Genomic DNA, 15,320 nt, shown 5'->3' with positions numbered 1-15,320 from the left:
GCCCACCGCGGATGCGCGCGCAGCCGGGCGTGGGTTCGTTGCACGCGGCGACGGTACGACGTGGATGCCCGTCGGACGTCACCCTGTGCGCCTTCCCGATCCGTCCACCGTGGGTCGAACTCGGCACGCAGGGTTCCCGGCCCGAGTGCGATCCGGGCACGTCCGGCGAGGGCCGGCCGGAACAGCCGTGCCGACGACCGGCATTGCGGCCGGTCGTCGGCACGGGTGATGGGAGATGGGTTATGGGTTATGGGTGCTCGTCCGTCGGTCCGTTCAGTCCGTCGGCCTCGCGGTCGAACTGCGAGCGATCGAGCGGCGAACCGCCGAACCGCGAGCGGCCGAGCGGTGGATCAGCGGTTGGTGGTGATGAAGTAGTCCGTGTTCGGGAGGTACGGCGCCACGTACTCCGTCTTCTGGCTCTGGTAGTCGAACCGGCAGCCGGTGGCGGCGTAGTGGGTGAAGGTGATGTTGCCCTTCCACCACCAGCCCTGGATGTAGGTCTGGTCGCTCGGCGTGTAGAAGCAGCCCGAGACCCACTCGCCGTTCTGGTTGCGACCCTCGATGCGGATCGAGAGGGTCTTGCCGTACAGGTCCACGAACTCGATCTGCTGCCCGTTCGATCCGGCCGACGCGCTCCCCGCCCCGGTCACGACAGCCCCCGCAGCCATCGTCACCGTCAGGGCACCCGTCGCCAGGGTGGCGGCGATCTTCTTGCGCATGGGTCCTCTTTTCCGAATGGTCGTGCTTATCCATATGGTGGTGGTGACCCGCACACCGCCGAGATGATCATGGCAAATATCGTCACCCCGTCAAGATCAACGATCGACAAATCCTCGCCGAACACCGGGGATTGGCCGGTGATCATCGTCACCCGGCCGGAATCCACCTGCCGACTGGGCGAGTTCGCCGGAGCGGGCCGGGAAGATTGCGCGCGCGGGGCTCGTTCGGCGCGGATCACACCGGGAGACTCGTCGTACATCGACAGCGCCACCGGCACATCATGTACGTACGAAGACGAAGGATGTTCACCATCGCCGCGACCGGCGCGATCCCGGTCCTGGCGACGGCCCTACCGGCGACCGCCGCCGCGGCACCCGGTTCGTGGCTCCAAACGGCGGCCCCGACACGGGCGTTCGGGCCCGCCGACAACAACCGGAGCCTGTGTACCGGCGAGAATCCGGTCGCGGTCGATCCGCAGAGCACGATCGACACCTGTTATGTGGGTTTCCAACGGCGCGATCAGCGGCTTCCCCACCATGGTCTTTCGCAGTCCGCGGCCGGCGCAATGGGCCGCTTGTTCGGTCACCGTGACCGTCGAGAAGCAGGCGGCCGACGGTACGTGGGGAGCAATCGCCACGCGCACCGACGACTGCCTCGCCGATACCCGGAACAGCAACCCCTCCTGGGGCCCCACCGCCGACCGGACCCTGATCGACAAGGGCAGGTACCGGGCGCCGAGTTCGTCGATGACCGGCCGGTATCCGGTATGGAGCCACCACCGCGATGAACGTGGTGGCCCGTGGATCCCTCCCCGCCGGCGCGCGTCGGTCGTTCCGTCTCCGTTTCCCCCGAGGACCCCCGAAGACCCCTGAAGTCCCCCGAAGTCCGCCGAAGTCCGCCAGGCGTACAACGGCCATTTGCCGTACGGACCTTGATCAACTCATCGGCTAAGATCCAGACTTGGGCACGGCCGGAGCGGGCGGGTCGGGCCGCCGAGCGGCGGCGCTGCGAACTCGCCGGGTTCGACCGTGTCTTCGCCATGCGGCGCGCGGGGGCGTTCGGGGGCGTGACGTGCCGGGCGAGGGGGGTGCGTCGCTGTGCCCGGATGGTTCTTCGTGGGTTGCGTGGTGTATCGAACCACGATCACCTCGAGAACGGAACGTTGAGTCGTGAATATCTTCAAGAAGGCCGCGACGTTGATGGGGGCGCTCGCGCTCGCCGTCTTCGGCGTGCTTACGATGGCGCCGAGTGCGTCCGCCACCGCCAGCCCGGACGCCCCGCCGGCGAACCAGCGGTTCGAGTTCCAGCGGGTCTGGGGTGACGGCGAGCACGGGGCCCTTTGCCTGGGGGTTCAGGGTGGCAGCAGCAACAACGGGGCGGCCGTGATCCAGTGGGAGTGCAACGGCAACAGCGACCAGCGCTGGTTCACCCGGCGGAGCTACACGGGCTACGTCGAGATCGTCAACGTGAACAGCGGCAAGTGCCTGGACGTGCCCGGCGGCAGCACCAGCGCCGGCACCGGCCTCATCCAGTGGGACTGCAAGATGGATGGCAATCAGCTCTGGTACTTCAACAACGTCACCGGCGGCAAGGAGCTCCACAACTACACCAGTGGCATAAACCTGGACATGCCCGGCGGTTCCGAGGCGTGGGGTACCCAGGCCGTGCAGTGGCCGTGGAACGGCGGGTGGAACCAGCGCTGGTTCACCATGCCCGTCTGATCTGACGTGTGACGGAACAGGCCACGGGCCGGTGGGGATTCGTCCCCGCCGGCCCGTCGGTCGTCGCCCTCCGGCGCCCGGCCACGCGCACCACGATCTCGGGATCCGCGGCACGACTTCCGCCGCACCATGCCCGTCCGGATCACCGCCCTGTCCGCCGCCCTTCGCCGACGGCCGAACCGGTGCAGGGCGGGGCACTGCTCTGACGGGGCGTCAGTGCCTGCTCCCAAGACTTTGCCAAGGCCCTGGTGCACCGGGGTGGCGGCCGGGCAGGCTAGTTTGCTCGGATGAGTCTCCTTGATGATGTGGCCGAGCGCGACGGCTGGCGGTGCTGGGTGTGCGACGAACCGGTCGACCCCGACGAATCGGTGAACGACCCGCGGGGGCCAAGCGTCGACAGTCGGACCGCCGACCGGAAGGCCAAGGTCGCCGAGCGGCTCGCGCACCGCGGGTGCAACAGTCGCAAGGGCGCGGTCAAGGTGGTGATCGCCTGGCCGGACCGCCTGTACGTGGTCGAACCCGCGCCGCTGATCACCGTTGCCGGGAGGCTGGAGCGCAAGGGCGGCCGCGAGATGGTGGGCCGTTGTCCGACCAGGAAGGACGCGCAGGAGGCGGCGGATTGGTTGGTGGACCGGTTCTCCCGACTGGTACCGGGCCTGCCGGTGACCGCCGACATCGAGGCGGGCGGCGGCCAGTTCCTCGTCGTCCTGGCCACCGGCCGCCGCTGACCGCGTGCCGCCCCACGCCGCGCCGCGCCGCGCCGGCAACCTTGAAGCGGGTGTCGCGGTCGAGGCCGGGGCGACGCGTCCGTGGCCCGAAACGGACGGCGCGGGTTCGCGTTTGCTCCGGCGGGATGTGCCGCACCTCGCGAGGCGTCCCCGATAGCCCGGATGCGCCTTCGGATGGCCGCTGACCTGCGCGATATCGAATGTTCCGGTGTGCCGGCGGCGCATCGAACACACTGGGTCGCGGTTCGGCGATCCGCTGATCAGATGCTTCTGGGCGGAACACCGTGGTGTCAACGGTGATCGATACATCATTCGGCAGGACGTCCGCGTCACCCATCCCACGGGTTGATGGGTGACCCACGTCACCAATGCCAGGCTCACTGCGAGCCGCCCTCCGCGATGACGCGCTCCCATGCCATCGCGGAAGGGGCGGTCCCCGTCTGTCGAAGGAGTCGATCCGTGAGTGTCCCCCGTCCGACATTACGGCGCCCTCTCGCCGCTTCCGCCGCCATCGCGACGCTCGCGTGCATGGTCGTGGGAATCCGGGCCGCCCCCGCGTACGCGGATTCACCCGACTGCAACCCGAACATCACCCGCTACCGGGGTACCCCCGACACGGCGGTGCTCAGCCCGGTCATCACCGAGTGGGACAGCATCGCGGTCGCCCCGGGTACCACCTACGAGGACACCCGCACGCTCAGCGAGGTGAACTCGGTCAGTACCTCGGTCAACAACAATCTCGAGTTCTCCACCGAGGACAAGACCACCCTCGGCAGCGTCGGCACGAAGTACGGTCTCAGCGTCGCCACCAACGTCGGCAGCACCAAAACCAGCACCCAGACTCGAACCGTGCGCTTCAACCAACCCGGTGTCTACGGGCTTTACCGCGGCACCGAGCGGGTGGAGGGCGAGTGGATCATGGACATCTGCGGTCGCACCGGCACCAATACCGGCAAGTGGGTCCGGATCCCCGACAACGCCGGCAGGGGCACCTACGTCACCTTCACGTCCCCCGATCAGGGCACCGTCTCGTGTGCCCAACCCGAACCCCCCGGCACCCTGCGCGCGACCGCCCGCGCGCGCCTGCACTGCTGACCCGTCCCACCGACCCCGGAATGGTAGGACAGCCATGACGCGTACGACCCGAACCCGGTTACCCATTCGACGCCTCGTCGCCGCGCTCACCACCACGATCGTCGCGGCCGCGATGCTCCTCACCGCCTCGCCCACCGCCCACGCCAACCCGTCGTGGCCGTCGGACATGGACTGTGGGGGCGTCTACATCATCCACACCGGCAGCGGCATGTTCCTCGACTTCGACCAGAGCGACGACTTCCGGCACGGGCGGGTCATCCAAATGCCCTGGAACGACTGGGACGACGAGAAGTGGACCATGTGCCACACCAGGCCGGTCTTCGGCGATCCCCTGGAAAACACCGAGTACACGTTCGTGACCAGGTGGGCCGGTGGTCCCTGGTGCATGGGCGTCACGCAGGGCAACGGCAACGAGGGTGCCATTCTCGCGGTCGAAGACTGCAACAACCTTCCGCACCAGCGGTTCAAGCTGTTCTACGACAGCCACCCCATAGGTGGACCTGCGAAGTTCGTGATGCAGGTCCAGCACAGCAAGATGTTCGTCGCGATCTCGGACTTCACGTCGATCGGCGCCGTTACCCAGGAATGGCGCTACCGGGCCGACATGTACTGGCTCCAACAGGTCTGATCGGCGCCGTCGCGGTGTGAGACACACGTACGAGACGTTGTCCCCACGCGTACTGACGGAACGTCAGGGATGGGCCGGGGGTGGGCGAGTATCAGGCCTGATACTCGCCCACCCCCGGCCCTGACCCGCCATGGACGACACAGGGGTCCCGGTCACGGGGAATCCCCCGATGGCACGACGACGGATGGCGCCGCTGACCCGGCTGCTCGCGACCGAACCGTGGCTGCGCCGCCCCACCGGCCCGGTCGATGCCGGCCCGGCCGAGCCCGACTGTCCAGACCGTCCCGCCCGCAAGGCAACCGCGCCCGGGGCCGGGGCCGAGGCCGAGGAGGCCGAATCCCCCGCCCGGGCGGTGCGGTTCGCCACCGACGTCACCGTGGCGGTCGACGACCGGACGGACGACGGCGCCGTGCTGATCCGCGGCGGCCGACCCCACGCGCCGGCCGGATCGCCGCCGGCCCTCCTGGTGTTGCAGGCGCACGTCGAGTACCAACTGCGCGCGAACGACCGCGACCCCGATTTCGACATCGGCGTGTTCTGGTCGCACCCCGAACGTCGGGCCGACCTCGACGCGGCCCTCGCGACCTACCCCAAGGACGGTGCCGGCCGCAATCCCACCTGGCTGCACGACCTCAGCGTCTTGACTTTCTGCCTCGCGATGTCGGACCGATGGATCGACCTCGCGGTCCGGTTCGCGGCCGCCGACAACAGCGTCTACGAATACCCCTGGTACTACACGAGCCGTGGCTTTCTCGCCGTAGCCTTCCGCAACTCGCAGGAGGCACTGGCGCCTCGTCGCGACTGAGCCACGCGCGTGCGGACGGTCGGATCACTCGGCGAACCGGAATCCCGTCGAACTCGTCGTGTTCCGCCGCGGAATCCGGATCGGCTTCTCGCCGACCGATGGATGCAGATGCAGTCGTTCGGCTTGATCACTGCGAGCGGCGCACCGACTTTTTGCGCGGCGGTTGGCGAGGTGGCAGCGGAACGGGGGCGCGGCGTAGGGAAATACCCACACCTGACGCCCGTCGGGACGCGAGGATGGTGTCGATCGAACCCGGGGCTGTCCGCGGATCGTGCACGCGGCACCTCGGGCGGGCTTCGTACGGGGAGGACGTGGCGCGCGATGCGCGTACAGCCGGCAAGGCTGGTGGCCGGGTGTCTGATCACGGTCGTGCTCATGGGGATTGCGGCCGGGTGCGGTGGTTCCCCGTCCGCGAGGCGCCCGGCGCCCGCGGTGGTTGTCGGGGCGCCGGCGGCGCCGGAGCCCACCACGCCGTCGGCCGCGCCGCTCGGGTGTGATCCGTGGGCCAGTCTGCGGCCGACGGATGCCGACGGGCCGGCGATCGCCCGGATCCGGCAGCGCGGATTTCTGATCGCGGGAGTCGACCTCAACAGTTATCTGTGGGGGTCCGCGGACCCGGTGACGGGCGAGATCGTCGGGTTCGACATCGACATCGTGTGGGCGATCGCCCGCGGGATCCTGGGCCCGGGCGCGCAGGTCAAATTCGTGACCATGTCCCCCGAGCAGCGGGTCGCGCGGATCCGGGCCGGAGACGTCGACGTAATGGTGCGGACGATGACCATCACGTGCCGGCGCATGACCGAAGTAGCCTTCTCCACCGTCTACTTCCGCAGTGGTCAACAGCTCGTGGTACCCAAGGGGTCGCCCGTCCGGGCCTTCGACACGGGGCTGCGCGGGCGGCGGGTGTGCGTGGGCGCCGGCACCACGGCTGTGGACGTGTTGGCGCAGGCGAACCTCGGCGCGATCGTCGACCTTGCCGACAACCATCTCGACTGCCTGGTGCGCTTGCAGGAGGGGCAGACCGACGCGATTCTCACACACGGTTCGCTCGCCGCGGGACTGGCCGCGCAGGATCCGATGATCCGCGTTCTGGAGCCACGCCTCGACGAGACGTTGTACGGAGTCGCGATGAATCCGAACGACACCGACCTCGTCCGACGGGTCAACGGGATCCTGGAGGACTACCGCGCGGGTGGCCCGGACAGCCCGTGGATGGTCTCCTACCGGAAGTGGCTCGCCAAGAACCTGTCCGACCCGAACCCGGCCCCGCCGACCGCGCGCTACGTGGACTGAAGGGTGGGCCACCCGAGCCGCCGCGGTGGCCACTCGGGCCGCGGCAGCCGCCTCGACCCACCGGACGGTCGATCGTCGAGTGCGATCGTGTTCTCGGCCCGTCCGACAGAGGCTTCGGAGGCCGGCCTGCCGCGTTCGTTCCGGAAAGCGCCGTCGACCACCCACCGCGTTCGCGGTCAGGGGCGAGGTGCGGACCTGTAGGACACCCGAGCGCCCGGTCAGGCGGAGCGGTAGCCCGGGTGCACCCCGGGGTGGAGACCCTCCCGGGCGGCCACGCGCCGCAGCAGCGCGGTGAGTTGCCGGTGCTCGTCCTCGGACAGCGCCTGGAGCAGCCGCTGTTCGTGGGCGATGGCCACACCTCGGACCTTGCCAAGGAGTGCGAGGCCGTCCGGCGTCAGGTAGAGCGCGTGCAGGCGGCGGTCCTCGGGGTTCTTGCGTCGCTCGACCAGTCCGCGCTGCTCCAGCGTGTCGACGAAGGCCACGAAGCGGTTCTGGGGCATGCCGAGCGCGTCGGCGAGTGCGCGCTGGCTGCGTCCGGGGTCGGCGGCGAGCATCCGCAGGAGCCCGGCCTGCGGGGGCGTGAGGTCCAGGGGCGCGAGGGCCTGGGCGAACAGGTTGGCGGCGTGCGTGCCGATCTGCGTCATCAGGAACGCCGCACCGGGCCGTGGCTGCCCGGGAGGTCGTGGCTGCTCTTGCTCGTGATTGATCCCCATGGGGTGAGCGTACCCGATTGACAATCGTTCATATCTGGAATCATTATCTTTCATACACGGCCTGCCGGACGATGCGGGCCGGGACCGCGCCTTCGGAGGACCCCATGGCCACCACCGCTACCGATACGCCCTCTTCGCAACGCCCCGGCCGTCGACCGCAGATCGGCCCTCCACTGCTCGCCCCGGTCCTCACCTTCACCGCCCCCACCATCGGCTACGTCGTGGTGAACCGATCCACGCCGCACTTCGACGCCTCGGCCCGCACCGTGCTCGCCTACGACCACGGGCACGGCTCCGCGCTGCGACTCGGCTCGACCCTCCTGCTGGCCTCGGCGATACCGCTCGTTCTCATGGCAGCGGTCCTGTACCGGCGCCTGCGCGCGCTCGGGGTTTCCGCCCCGGGCCCGGCGATCGCGCTCGTCGGCGGAGTGAGCGCGTCGGTGATGCTGACGGTGTGCGCGATGACGTCCTACGCCTCCGGACGGCTCGCCGGTGACGCGTCGCCCGCCCTGGCCAAGGCACTCGCCGATCTGTCGTTCTTTTCGGGCGGCCCCGCGTTCGCCGCAATGTTCGCGATGCTCGTCTTCGGGGTGGCGGCGACCGGACTCAAGGCAGGTCTGCTGCCGAGGGTCGCCACCGTCCCCGGACTGGTGATCGCCGTCGCCGGCGTGCTTGCCGTGCTCTCCCCGGCCGTGTCCGGGTTCTCGTACCTGGTGCCGGTGGTGCGGTTCGGGGGCTTGGTGTGGCTGCTAGCCGTCGCGCCGATGATCCCCCTCACCCGACGCCGCACCGTCTCCTGACCACCAACCCGTGAGACTCCTCGATCCCGAAACTCGGAAAGGGCACGCGTGATGATCGCCATCCATCCCGACCTGCGCGACAAGACCGTCCTCGTCACCGGCGGATCCCGCGGCATCGGCGCCGCCACCGCCCGGGCGTTCGCCGAACAGGGCGCCCGCGTCTGCGTCGTCGGCCGCGACGCCACCGCGCTGGATGCCGTGGTCGCGGAGATCACCCTCGCCAAGGGCACCGCGATGTACACGATCGCCGACGTCACCGACGCCGCCGCGCTGGCCAGGGCGCACAAGGAGGTTGTGGACGAATTCGGCCCGGTGCACGTCCTTGCCGCCTTCGCGGGTGGCCAGGGCCGCGCGGTCCCCACGCCGGACCTCACCGAGGAGCGCTGGCGCGAGGTACTCGATTGCAACCTCACCTCGGCCTACCTGACGATCCGAACCGTGCTGCCCGGCATGCTCGAACGCGGCTCCGGCGCCGTCGTCACGATGTCCTCGACCGCCGGGCGCCAACCGGAGGAGGTCAACCTCGCCTACGCCGTCGCCAACAGCGGGCTCGTCATGATGACCCGGCAACTCGCGACCGAGGTCGGCCCACGCGGTGTCCGGGTGAACTGCATCGCACCGTCGACGGTGCTGACGGAGAAGGTCCGCGCGCACATGCCGGTCGCCATCCAGGAACGGGTCGCGGCGATCCACCCACTGCGCCGCCTCGCGACACCGGAGGACGTCGCGCACGCCGCGCTGTTCCTGACGTCGGACGCGTCGTCGTACCTGACCGGCCTCACCGTGGACGTCTCCGGCGGCCGCGTCACCGGCTGAGACCCGAAATCAATCGCCCGAGTGAACTCCCCTCCGCACGTCCCCACTTCCCCGCGTCCCCACGGCTTCGTTCAAGCAAGGACATGACACTGTCCTGACCCCACGCCCGCCCTCTCCCCCGAGAGACCACTCCCGGTCGTCCCCGCCCGCACCGCAGCCGGGACGAACCGCACCGACGCCTCGTGTGCAGCACCGGTCCCACGCATCCACGCTCCGAGGGCCAGGCCGGCAAGCCATCTTCACTCTTTCGAGGAGTTCCGCATCCACGTCCCCCGCGACAAGATGGGCGAGCATCCGATTTCCCCCGGTGAGACCACGTTCAATGCCCTGCCCCATTGTGGGGATCCTCGGCTTGTGGGGATCCTCGGCGTGGCCCTCCCGATCTCAACGCCGATGAAAGCCGCAGATGACCAGGGACCCGGGAGAGGAAACATGTCCGAAGGCGGCCTGAAACCGGCTCGCGCCCGATTCGATGCCAACTACGCCGGCGACGCGTTGTACGACCCCGACTCCCCGCTGGGGGAGATCTACGGTGACATCATTCCCTGGGACATCGGAGGTCCCCAGCCGGTGCTCGTCGAGATCGAGAGAGCCGGCGGGTTCCGGGGCGACGTCCTCGACCTCGGTTGTGGCCTGGGGGAAAATGCCCGGTTCCTCGCCGGGCGAGGGCACCGGGTCACCGCTGTCGACGCCTCGCCCAACGCCGTCCGGCAGGCCACCGAACTGGCGACGGCGCTCGGTCTCGACGTACGGTTCGTCGTCTCCGACGCCGTCACCCTCGACGGGCTCGACGCGGATGCCCGCTTCGACACGGTGATCGACAGCGCCCTGTACCACGGCCTGGAACCGGAACAGCGAAAGCGATATCTCGCCGCATTGCATCGCGTCGGCACGCCGGGGGCAACACTGCACGTGGTCTGCTTCTCGGACCTGGTCCCCAAGGAGATCGCGGCGCCCAACCGCTGTTCCGAGGAAGAACTGCGCAACACCTTCACCGGCGCGGGCTGGTCGATCACCGCTCTGACGCCGGCCACCTACACCGTGTCCGTGAGATTCACCCGGGACATCCTGTACCGGATCGTGGACGTGCTGAACGTCTCCGGCGGGCGGGAATTCGTCGACGGCCTGTCCGCCGACGAGCAGAACCGGCTGCTCCTGCCGGTATGGGCCGTCACCGCCGACCGGGCCTGAGGCGCGTCAGGGTCGCCGGTCCGCGCTCCGGCGTTCGATCCCGACCATCGCAGCGAAGAAATGCGAACGGCGGGCGGCCTGCCCCGGACGACGCGCGGGTGGATCCCGGCGCGTCCGCACGCGGTAATTGCCGACCCGGCGAGGCCCGGGTCGATCTCCACGCTGACCAACTGACGGCCGGTCGCGGCGCGCAGGAGACATGCGTTCCATCCGGTGACCGCCGACGCGCGCCCGGCCATCGCCGGAGGCGCGTCGGGGTGCCGAGCGGCACGCGGGTGTCGCCGAGTGGTTCGAACGGGACTCGGGACGCCGGAGTTCCGGCGTCCCGAGTCGTGGGGTGGAGGTGGTGGGGGCGGGGCGGCGGTCGGTCAGTGGTCCGTCAGGGACTGGACCGAGAAGGAGTCACCGGCGCTGTTGAAGTTGCCGGGGCTGGCCAGGAGGAAGAGACCGCTGCCCGAGATATAGAGCGCGGTCGGAGCGAGGGACCCCAGCGGGCTGTTGTTGACCGTCGCGCCGGTGAAGGTCATCGTGCCGAAAGGCGCGATCCAGTGATTGGGCGCCTCTACGATCACTTCGGCACTGTTATCCGGGCCGGCGACCTGGTTGGTCGTCTGGTTCCAGCCCCGGGTGTTGTTCGTAAGACTGAGCGTGTAATTGTAGCTATTGTCGTGCAGCACCGTCGCGGTCAGCGAATCACCGGGGCCCACCGGTTCGTCGTAATACACGGGCGGGTCCGGGAACATCTCATACCAGGCCTGGTACACCGGCGATCCGGAATCACATCTCGCCGCCACTCCGGTCTGCTGGACCGTTTGACTGCCGCCATACCCGTTGAAACCCACCCAGAAAGCCGTGACGTCGTTCGGCGAAAAGCAGTCGACACTGGGCAGCACCCAGCTCGCGCTTACCTGGTGAAATAGCTGTGGGGCGCCGGTCGCGACATATCCGGCCCAGATGTTTCCGTCCTGCGAGCCGAAGTGCGCGGGCCGGGCAGCTTGCCCCGAGCCGGCGGCCGGGTGCGCTGAGACGGTGGACTCGCGGCCGGCCCCGCCGGTCGCGGCGCCGACCGTGGCGAGCAGGCATAACGACAGGCACGCGAGGAGGCCGAGCAGAGTTTTTCGTACGGGAGTGCGTGCGATCATCAGCGTCTCCACAAGCCGTTGCGACAAATAGGTGCACGGTGGGGGTGCTATTTGCGACACTCGATTCGGAACGTAGCAACCCGGACGCAGGGTGGCAATACTCGACGACCTCTCGGATTCCCTCGCCCACGATGTACTCACGCACCGCCGCAAGATCGATATTCCGCTTGATGGCCATACATCGGTTCTACGGATACGCATCGCGACCGGTGAGATCGAAGATTCTCGATGCTCCACGCGGTTCGAAATGTGCGGACATTCTCGCCGGGAAGCCGTCGAGCAACCCGCCCGGCGCGTTCACGACCCACCGGCCGAAGCCGCTGCCCGCCGCCTTCGAGGCGCGGATGGCACCGCGATGCCGACTGGATCGGTTTCGGCGGCCGAACGGTGCGCGCACTCGAACTCCCCGGCCGGCCGGATGTCGTGCGGTCGTGCGCGGTGGCGGATGGGTTGTGGTACCAGCGGACTATCGACCTTCGCGTGCCCCGAATGGGAGGGTGGTTCGGTGGCAGACTTCGCGAATCCACACAAGGCGAACGCCGATGACACTGCGCGGGCGTTGCGCATCGCCGAGGCCGAGCGGTTGCGCGGGGCCGAGCCGGCTCGCGTGGATGGGCAGGGTGAGGCGGCGGAGACGTTGCGTCGGCGGTTGCTCGCTCGGGAGGTGACCCGGGTCGCCCGGCGACGGCGTGGTGGCGGGACGGCCGCGGGACCCGACACGACGGCGCCGGCGGGTGGTACGGCCGGGCCGGCGGACGCGGCCGGAGGCCGGGCGCCCGTCGGCGGCGCGCGCCACGCCGATCGGTCCGAGACCGTACTCGACGCGCTGCGCGGTCGATCCGCCCAGCGTCGCGCCGCGCCCGCCGCGCCGGGCAAGGCACCCACCCACTCCGGCCGGCAGCCCGCCGCGCCGCGGCCCGCCCGGGCGCCCGGCAGGAAGCCCGACGCCGGCGCGCCGCACACCGCCCCCGCCACGCCCGGCAAGATCGGTACCCACCCCGCCAAGGCGGGCGGCACCACGCCCGGCGCCGGCGCGTGGCAGGCCAAACCGGGCGCCATCCCGGGTGGTGTGCGGGATCCGGATCCGGACCCCGGGGCGCGTCGGATCGAGCCCATTCCGGCATACCTGTTCCCGGGGACCAACCCCGATCTTCGGGTCCTGATCCTCGGTGGCGTACACGGAAACGAGCCTGAAGGACGGCACGTCGTCGAGCTGTTGCAGAAGCGATTGACCGACGACTCGGCGGTGGGGAGGCGGCACACGGCTACCACGATCCTCGTGCCCGAACTCATCGTCGCCACGCATCACGAGTACGGGACGCACCCCCCGTACGGAGCCCGCCTGGTGCCGGGGGGACCTGCGCGACCCGGAGGCGGACCGGTCGAGCCGAACCGGAACTTTCCCCTCCCCGGCCTGAGTTACCAGGAGGCGCGGGCGCTGGGGCCGGCGGGAACGCGGAGCTGACCACCCTTCCGATCGACGCGAACGGCAAGTCGATCTCCGGCCGGGCAGCACGGCCCCCGGCCGACTTCGGAAAGTTCAATACCAGCAGTGCGCGAATGTTGCCCGAGACGCGCGCCCTGATCAGCCTCATGGAGCGTTTCAAGCCGGATCGCATCGTCAGCGTGCACGCGCACGAGCGGGTGAAAGTGGAAGGTGACGCGCCTGGCGTCTTCGTGGACCCGAAGGGTGGGATCGACCCAGTCACCCGGAAGGCCAGGAACCAAGCAGGCGCTGCCGATGACGAGCTCACCCGCCAACTGGCCGTCAGGGCCGCCGAGTATGTACCTGCGGCCCTACGCAATGAAGCGTTCGCCGGGAATACGTTCGTTCGGGGCTCCGCCAAAAACGCGGGTTCGTCCAAGAATGCCGGCTCCCGTGAAGACGTCGGCTCCCCCGGGAACGTCCACTACGCCTCGAGCGAGCATGGCGAGGGCAACTCGCTGGGCATGTACGCCCCGGTAGCCACGTCCGCCCGGCAGGCCGCGACCACCATCACCGTCGAGGTGCCCAAATTCGTGGACAAGGGCGCACTGGATCAGACCACCCAGGCCCACGCCGATGCGATCTACGAAGTCATCCTCGGGGGCGTCATAGAGAAGAAAGAGAAGAAGAGGAAGACGAAGTGATCGTCGCCCCTCGTCGGCGTCGGAAGGCGATCGGCTGACATCCGCACCGGCGGACGGCATGGGCCTGCCCGGCCACGCTGCCGCGGGACGATCCGATCCGGGCGGGCCGCGCCGGCGTTGCGGACGAACATGTCGGGGTCGTCCGCGAGTTGGTCGCGCAGGGTGGTGGGCGGGTCCGAATGGTCGACGACGGCCTGGCGTAGGAGGGGTCGGTGAGCAGGGCGCCGGCTTCGGCGGCGACGCGGTCCGCGACGTCGGGGTGACGGGCGAGGGTCAGGAGGATCCAGCCGACGGCGCGCGTGGGTGTCTCGCTGATGGCGGCCATCAGCCCGGTCAGGCTGTCGACGATGGCTCCCTCGCGCAGCCGGTGGCCGGTCGCGCGGCCACGGCGCGGGGTTTGCGGCCGCGCATCCGGGCGGCGTGCCCGTGTGTGTGCTCCGCCTCGGGCGGCGGGGCCCCCGGTGGTGGCGCCTCGGAGGGCGGGAAGGTTCCCGGGAACGTGGCGTATTCGTAGGTGGTGCGTTGGAGCACCGTTTCGCACGGCCGGGCGGAAGCCGCGACGTACACGTCGGGTCGCAGTCGCCACACGTCCCCGCACTCGCGGACGGCTCGCACGACGTAGGCCGGGCGGTCACGCCCGTAGGCCCGCGTGCCGTCCGGCAGTCGGGGTGGTCGAAGGGACACGTTCATGCCGCGAGGACTCTGTCGGTGATCTCGGAGTTTCCCGGTGCGGTCGGCTGATCGACAGGCATGCTCGGGTTGTGTCGTAGGCCGCTGCCGTAGCACCGCTCGTCGAGCGGGACGAATTCAGTCTTCCGCCCGGGTTCGCGGCTCCTTCCTGTGCCGTGGGAGGCGATGCGTTGCGATCGGCCGGCCGTCGATGAGGTGGTCGGCCACGATCGTGGTGATCGTCGCCGGGTCCACCTGCCCGTACCAGACGTCGTCGGGCTGTACGCTGACCAACGGGGCCTGGTTGCAGGGGAATTGGCACCCCGTCTGGACCACGAGGACGTCGTCGTCGCCGAGCCCGTGCTCCGCGAGCTGCCGCACCAGCGAGCGCAGGTTGTCGTCCGCGCCCTTGGCCGTACAGCGCGGTCCGCGGCATACCAGGACCTGGTGCCGGTGGTTGGTGACCTCGTCCCAGGCCGGAGAGGTGAGACCGGGTTCCTCGCCGGTGATCGGTTTGACCGATGCCGCAGCCGCGGCCACGGCATCCGCGGAGTCGGCGAGCCGGGCGGCGACGAGCAGTTCGGGGCGATGGCCGGCGCGCTCCCGCCACCAGTACGCCGCGATTCGCCGCAGCCAGGAGTGGCCCGGACCGGATGCTCCGAGGCGGACCCCGATCAGGACCACGGTCTCCGTGCCCGCGTCGGCCAGCCTGGTCAGCTCGGCCGACAGGGACGGCTCGCCCTGCTGTAGGAACGCCGTCGTGGCGTCCAACGGGACGGCGGCCGTGAGCAGTTCGGCCCGGCGATTGGCCTCCGTGACGGACATGCCGACCAGGACCGTCGCCCGGCCCGAAACGGGCCCTGCGGGGG

General features: G+C 69.6%; 17 protein-coding genes. 11 read left to right on the top strand and 6 right to left on the bottom strand.

Going from position 1 to position 15,320, the window contains the following annotated elements; all coding sequences use genetic code 11:
• Positions 1-350: 350 nt before the first annotated feature.
• Together ABIA38_RS16220 and ABIA38_RS16215 are read right to left on the bottom strand one after the other, a co-directional pair.
• Positions 351-719 carry a hypothetical protein gene (locus tag ABIA38_RS16220; RefSeq protein ID WP_424639344.1) on the bottom strand — a complete coding sequence of 123 codons (369 nt, stop codon included), beginning with the start codon at positions 717-719 and terminating at the stop codon, positions 351-353.
• A 26-nt stretch (positions 720-745) separates the two neighbouring features.
• Positions 746-991, bottom strand: coding sequence for a hypothetical protein (locus ABIA38_RS16215; protein ID WP_424639343.1), 246 nt, complete (start codon positions 989-991; stop codon positions 746-748).
• Between the two features lie 898 nt (positions 992-1,889).
• Here ABIA38_RS16215 and ABIA38_RS16210 point away from each other — a divergent pair.
• The 6 genes from ABIA38_RS16210 (at position 1,890) to ABIA38_RS16185 (ending at position 6,990) form a co-directional block, all read left to right on the top strand.
• Positions 1,890-2,441, top strand: a complete 552-nt coding sequence (locus ABIA38_RS16210; protein ID WP_424639342.1) for an RICIN domain-containing protein — start codon at positions 1,890-1,892, stop codon at positions 2,439-2,441.
• 287 nt (positions 2,442-2,728) lie between these two features.
• Positions 2,729-3,169, top strand: a complete 441-nt coding sequence (locus ABIA38_RS16205; RefSeq protein ID WP_424639341.1) for a hypothetical protein — start codon at positions 2,729-2,731, stop codon at positions 3,167-3,169.
• Positions 3,170-3,697: 528 nt separating this feature from the next.
• Positions 3,698-4,264: a hypothetical protein gene (locus ABIA38_RS16200; protein WP_424639340.1), complete on the top strand. Its 567-nt coding sequence runs from the start codon at positions 3,698-3,700 to the stop codon at positions 4,262-4,264.
• Between the two features lie 34 nt (positions 4,265-4,298).
• A complete protein-coding gene (locus ABIA38_RS16195; RefSeq protein ID WP_424639339.1) occupies positions 4,299-4,892 on the top strand; it encodes an RICIN domain-containing protein in 594 nt (197 codons plus the stop codon).
• A 169-nt stretch (positions 4,893-5,061) separates the two neighbouring features.
• Positions 5,062-5,697, top strand: a complete 636-nt coding sequence (locus tag ABIA38_RS16190; protein WP_424639338.1) for a hypothetical protein — start codon at positions 5,062-5,064, stop codon at positions 5,695-5,697.
• A gap of 432 nt (positions 5,698-6,129) precedes the next feature.
• Complete coding sequence (locus ABIA38_RS16185) at positions 6,130-6,990, top strand: glutamate ABC transporter substrate-binding protein (RefSeq protein WP_424639337.1); 861 nt, start codon at positions 6,130-6,132, stop codon at positions 6,988-6,990.
• A 218-nt stretch (positions 6,991-7,208) separates the two neighbouring features.
• On the opposite strand, the gene ABIA38_RS16180 is transcribed toward ABIA38_RS16185, so the two are convergent.
• Entirely contained in the window at positions 7,209-7,703 is a 495-nt protein-coding gene (locus ABIA38_RS16180; RefSeq protein ID WP_424639336.1) for a MarR family winged helix-turn-helix transcriptional regulator, read from the bottom strand.
• A gap of 104 nt (positions 7,704-7,807) precedes the next feature.
• Here ABIA38_RS16180 and ABIA38_RS16175 point away from each other — a divergent pair, with 104 nt between their 5' ends.
• From ABIA38_RS16175 to ABIA38_RS16165, 3 genes are all read left to right on the top strand, one after another.
• A complete protein-coding gene (locus ABIA38_RS16175; RefSeq protein ID WP_424639335.1) occupies positions 7,808-8,503 on the top strand; it encodes a DUF4386 domain-containing protein in 696 nt (231 codons plus the stop codon).
• A 51-nt stretch (positions 8,504-8,554) separates the two neighbouring features.
• A complete protein-coding gene (locus ABIA38_RS16170; RefSeq protein ID WP_424639334.1) occupies positions 8,555-9,319 on the top strand; it encodes an SDR family NAD(P)-dependent oxidoreductase in 765 nt (254 codons plus the stop codon).
• A 432-nt stretch (positions 9,320-9,751) separates the two neighbouring features.
• Positions 9,752-10,510 carry a class I SAM-dependent methyltransferase gene (locus ABIA38_RS16165; RefSeq protein ID WP_424639333.1) on the top strand — a complete coding sequence of 253 codons (759 nt, stop codon included), beginning with the start codon at positions 9,752-9,754 and terminating at the stop codon, positions 10,508-10,510.
• Between the two features lie 368 nt (positions 10,511-10,878).
• On the opposite strand, the gene ABIA38_RS16160 is transcribed toward ABIA38_RS16165, so the two are convergent.
• Positions 10,879-11,652 carry a G1 family glutamic endopeptidase gene (locus ABIA38_RS16160; protein WP_424639332.1) on the bottom strand — a complete coding sequence of 258 codons (774 nt, stop codon included), beginning with the start codon at positions 11,650-11,652 and terminating at the stop codon, positions 10,879-10,881.
• 505 nt (positions 11,653-12,157) lie between these two features.
• Here ABIA38_RS16160 and ABIA38_RS16155 point away from each other — a divergent pair.
• Both ABIA38_RS16155 and ABIA38_RS16150 read left to right on the top strand, forming a co-directional pair.
• Positions 12,158-13,117 (top strand): hypothetical protein, encoded by a 960-nt coding sequence (locus ABIA38_RS16155; protein WP_424639331.1) that lies wholly within the window; start codon positions 12,158-12,160, stop codon positions 13,115-13,117.
• A gap of 95 nt (positions 13,118-13,212) precedes the next feature.
• A complete protein-coding gene (locus ABIA38_RS16150) occupies positions 13,213-13,782 on the top strand; it encodes a hypothetical protein (protein WP_424639330.1) in 570 nt (189 codons plus the stop codon).
• A 333-nt stretch (positions 13,783-14,115) separates the two neighbouring features.
• Here the strand turns inward: ABIA38_RS16150 and ABIA38_RS16145 are convergent, their stop codons facing one another.
• Together ABIA38_RS16145 and ABIA38_RS16140 are read right to left on the bottom strand one after the other, a co-directional pair.
• The gene (locus ABIA38_RS16145) at positions 14,116-14,472 is read right to left on the bottom strand and encodes a hypothetical protein (protein WP_424639329.1); all 357 of its coding nucleotides are present in this window, start codon (positions 14,470-14,472) and stop codon (positions 14,116-14,118) included.
• A 117-nt stretch (positions 14,473-14,589) separates the two neighbouring features.
• Entirely contained in the window at positions 14,590-15,276 is a 687-nt protein-coding gene (locus ABIA38_RS16140) for a (2Fe-2S) ferredoxin domain-containing protein (protein WP_424639328.1), read from the bottom strand.
• Positions 15,277-15,320 lie beyond the last annotated feature (44 nt).

It is taken from the genome of Embleya sp. AB8, from assembly GCF_049739465.1.
Classification (GTDB): domain Bacteria; phylum Actinomycetota; class Actinomycetes; order Streptomycetales; family Streptomycetaceae; genus Embleya.
Note: the sequence above shows the minus strand (reverse complement) of the source record. Positions and strands in the feature narration are given on the sequence as shown.

Coding starts and splice junctions, on each gene's coding strand:
- ABIA38_RS16220 (WP_424639344.1), bottom strand. CDS start 719: ATGCGCAAGAAGATCGCCGCCACCCTGGCGACGGGTGCCCTGACGGTG.
- ABIA38_RS16205 (WP_424639341.1), top strand. CDS start 2,729: ATGAGTCTCCTTGATGATGTGGCCGAGCGCGACGGCTGGCGGTGCTGG.
- ABIA38_RS16200 (WP_424639340.1), top strand. CDS start 3,698: ATGGTCGTGGGAATCCGGGCCGCCCCCGCGTACGCGGATTCACCCGAC.
- ABIA38_RS16195 (WP_424639339.1), top strand. CDS start 4,299: ATGACGCGTACGACCCGAACCCGGTTACCCATTCGACGCCTCGTCGCC.
- ABIA38_RS16190 (WP_424639338.1), top strand. CDS start 5,062: ATGGCACGACGACGGATGGCGCCGCTGACCCGGCTGCTCGCGACCGAA.
- ABIA38_RS16180 (WP_424639336.1), bottom strand. CDS start 7,703: ATGGGGATCAATCACGAGCAAGAGCAGCCACGACCTCCCGGGCAGCCA.
- ABIA38_RS16175 (WP_424639335.1), top strand. CDS start 7,808: ATGGCCACCACCGCTACCGATACGCCCTCTTCGCAACGCCCCGGCCGT.
- ABIA38_RS16170 (WP_424639334.1), top strand. CDS start 8,555: ATGATCGCCATCCATCCCGACCTGCGCGACAAGACCGTCCTCGTCACC.
- ABIA38_RS16165 (WP_424639333.1), top strand. CDS start 9,752: ATGTCCGAAGGCGGCCTGAAACCGGCTCGCGCCCGATTCGATGCCAAC.
- ABIA38_RS16160 (WP_424639332.1), bottom strand. CDS start 11,652: ATGATCGCACGCACTCCCGTACGAAAAACTCTGCTCGGCCTCCTCGCG.
- ABIA38_RS16150 (WP_424639330.1), top strand. CDS start 13,213: ATGTTGCCCGAGACGCGCGCCCTGATCAGCCTCATGGAGCGTTTCAAG.
- ABIA38_RS16145 (WP_424639329.1), bottom strand. CDS start 14,472: ATGAACGTGTCCCTTCGACCACCCCGACTGCCGGACGGCACGCGGGCC.
- ABIA38_RS16140 (WP_424639328.1), bottom strand. CDS start 15,276: ATGTCCGTCACGGAGGCCAATCGCCGGGCCGAACTGCTCACGGCCGCC.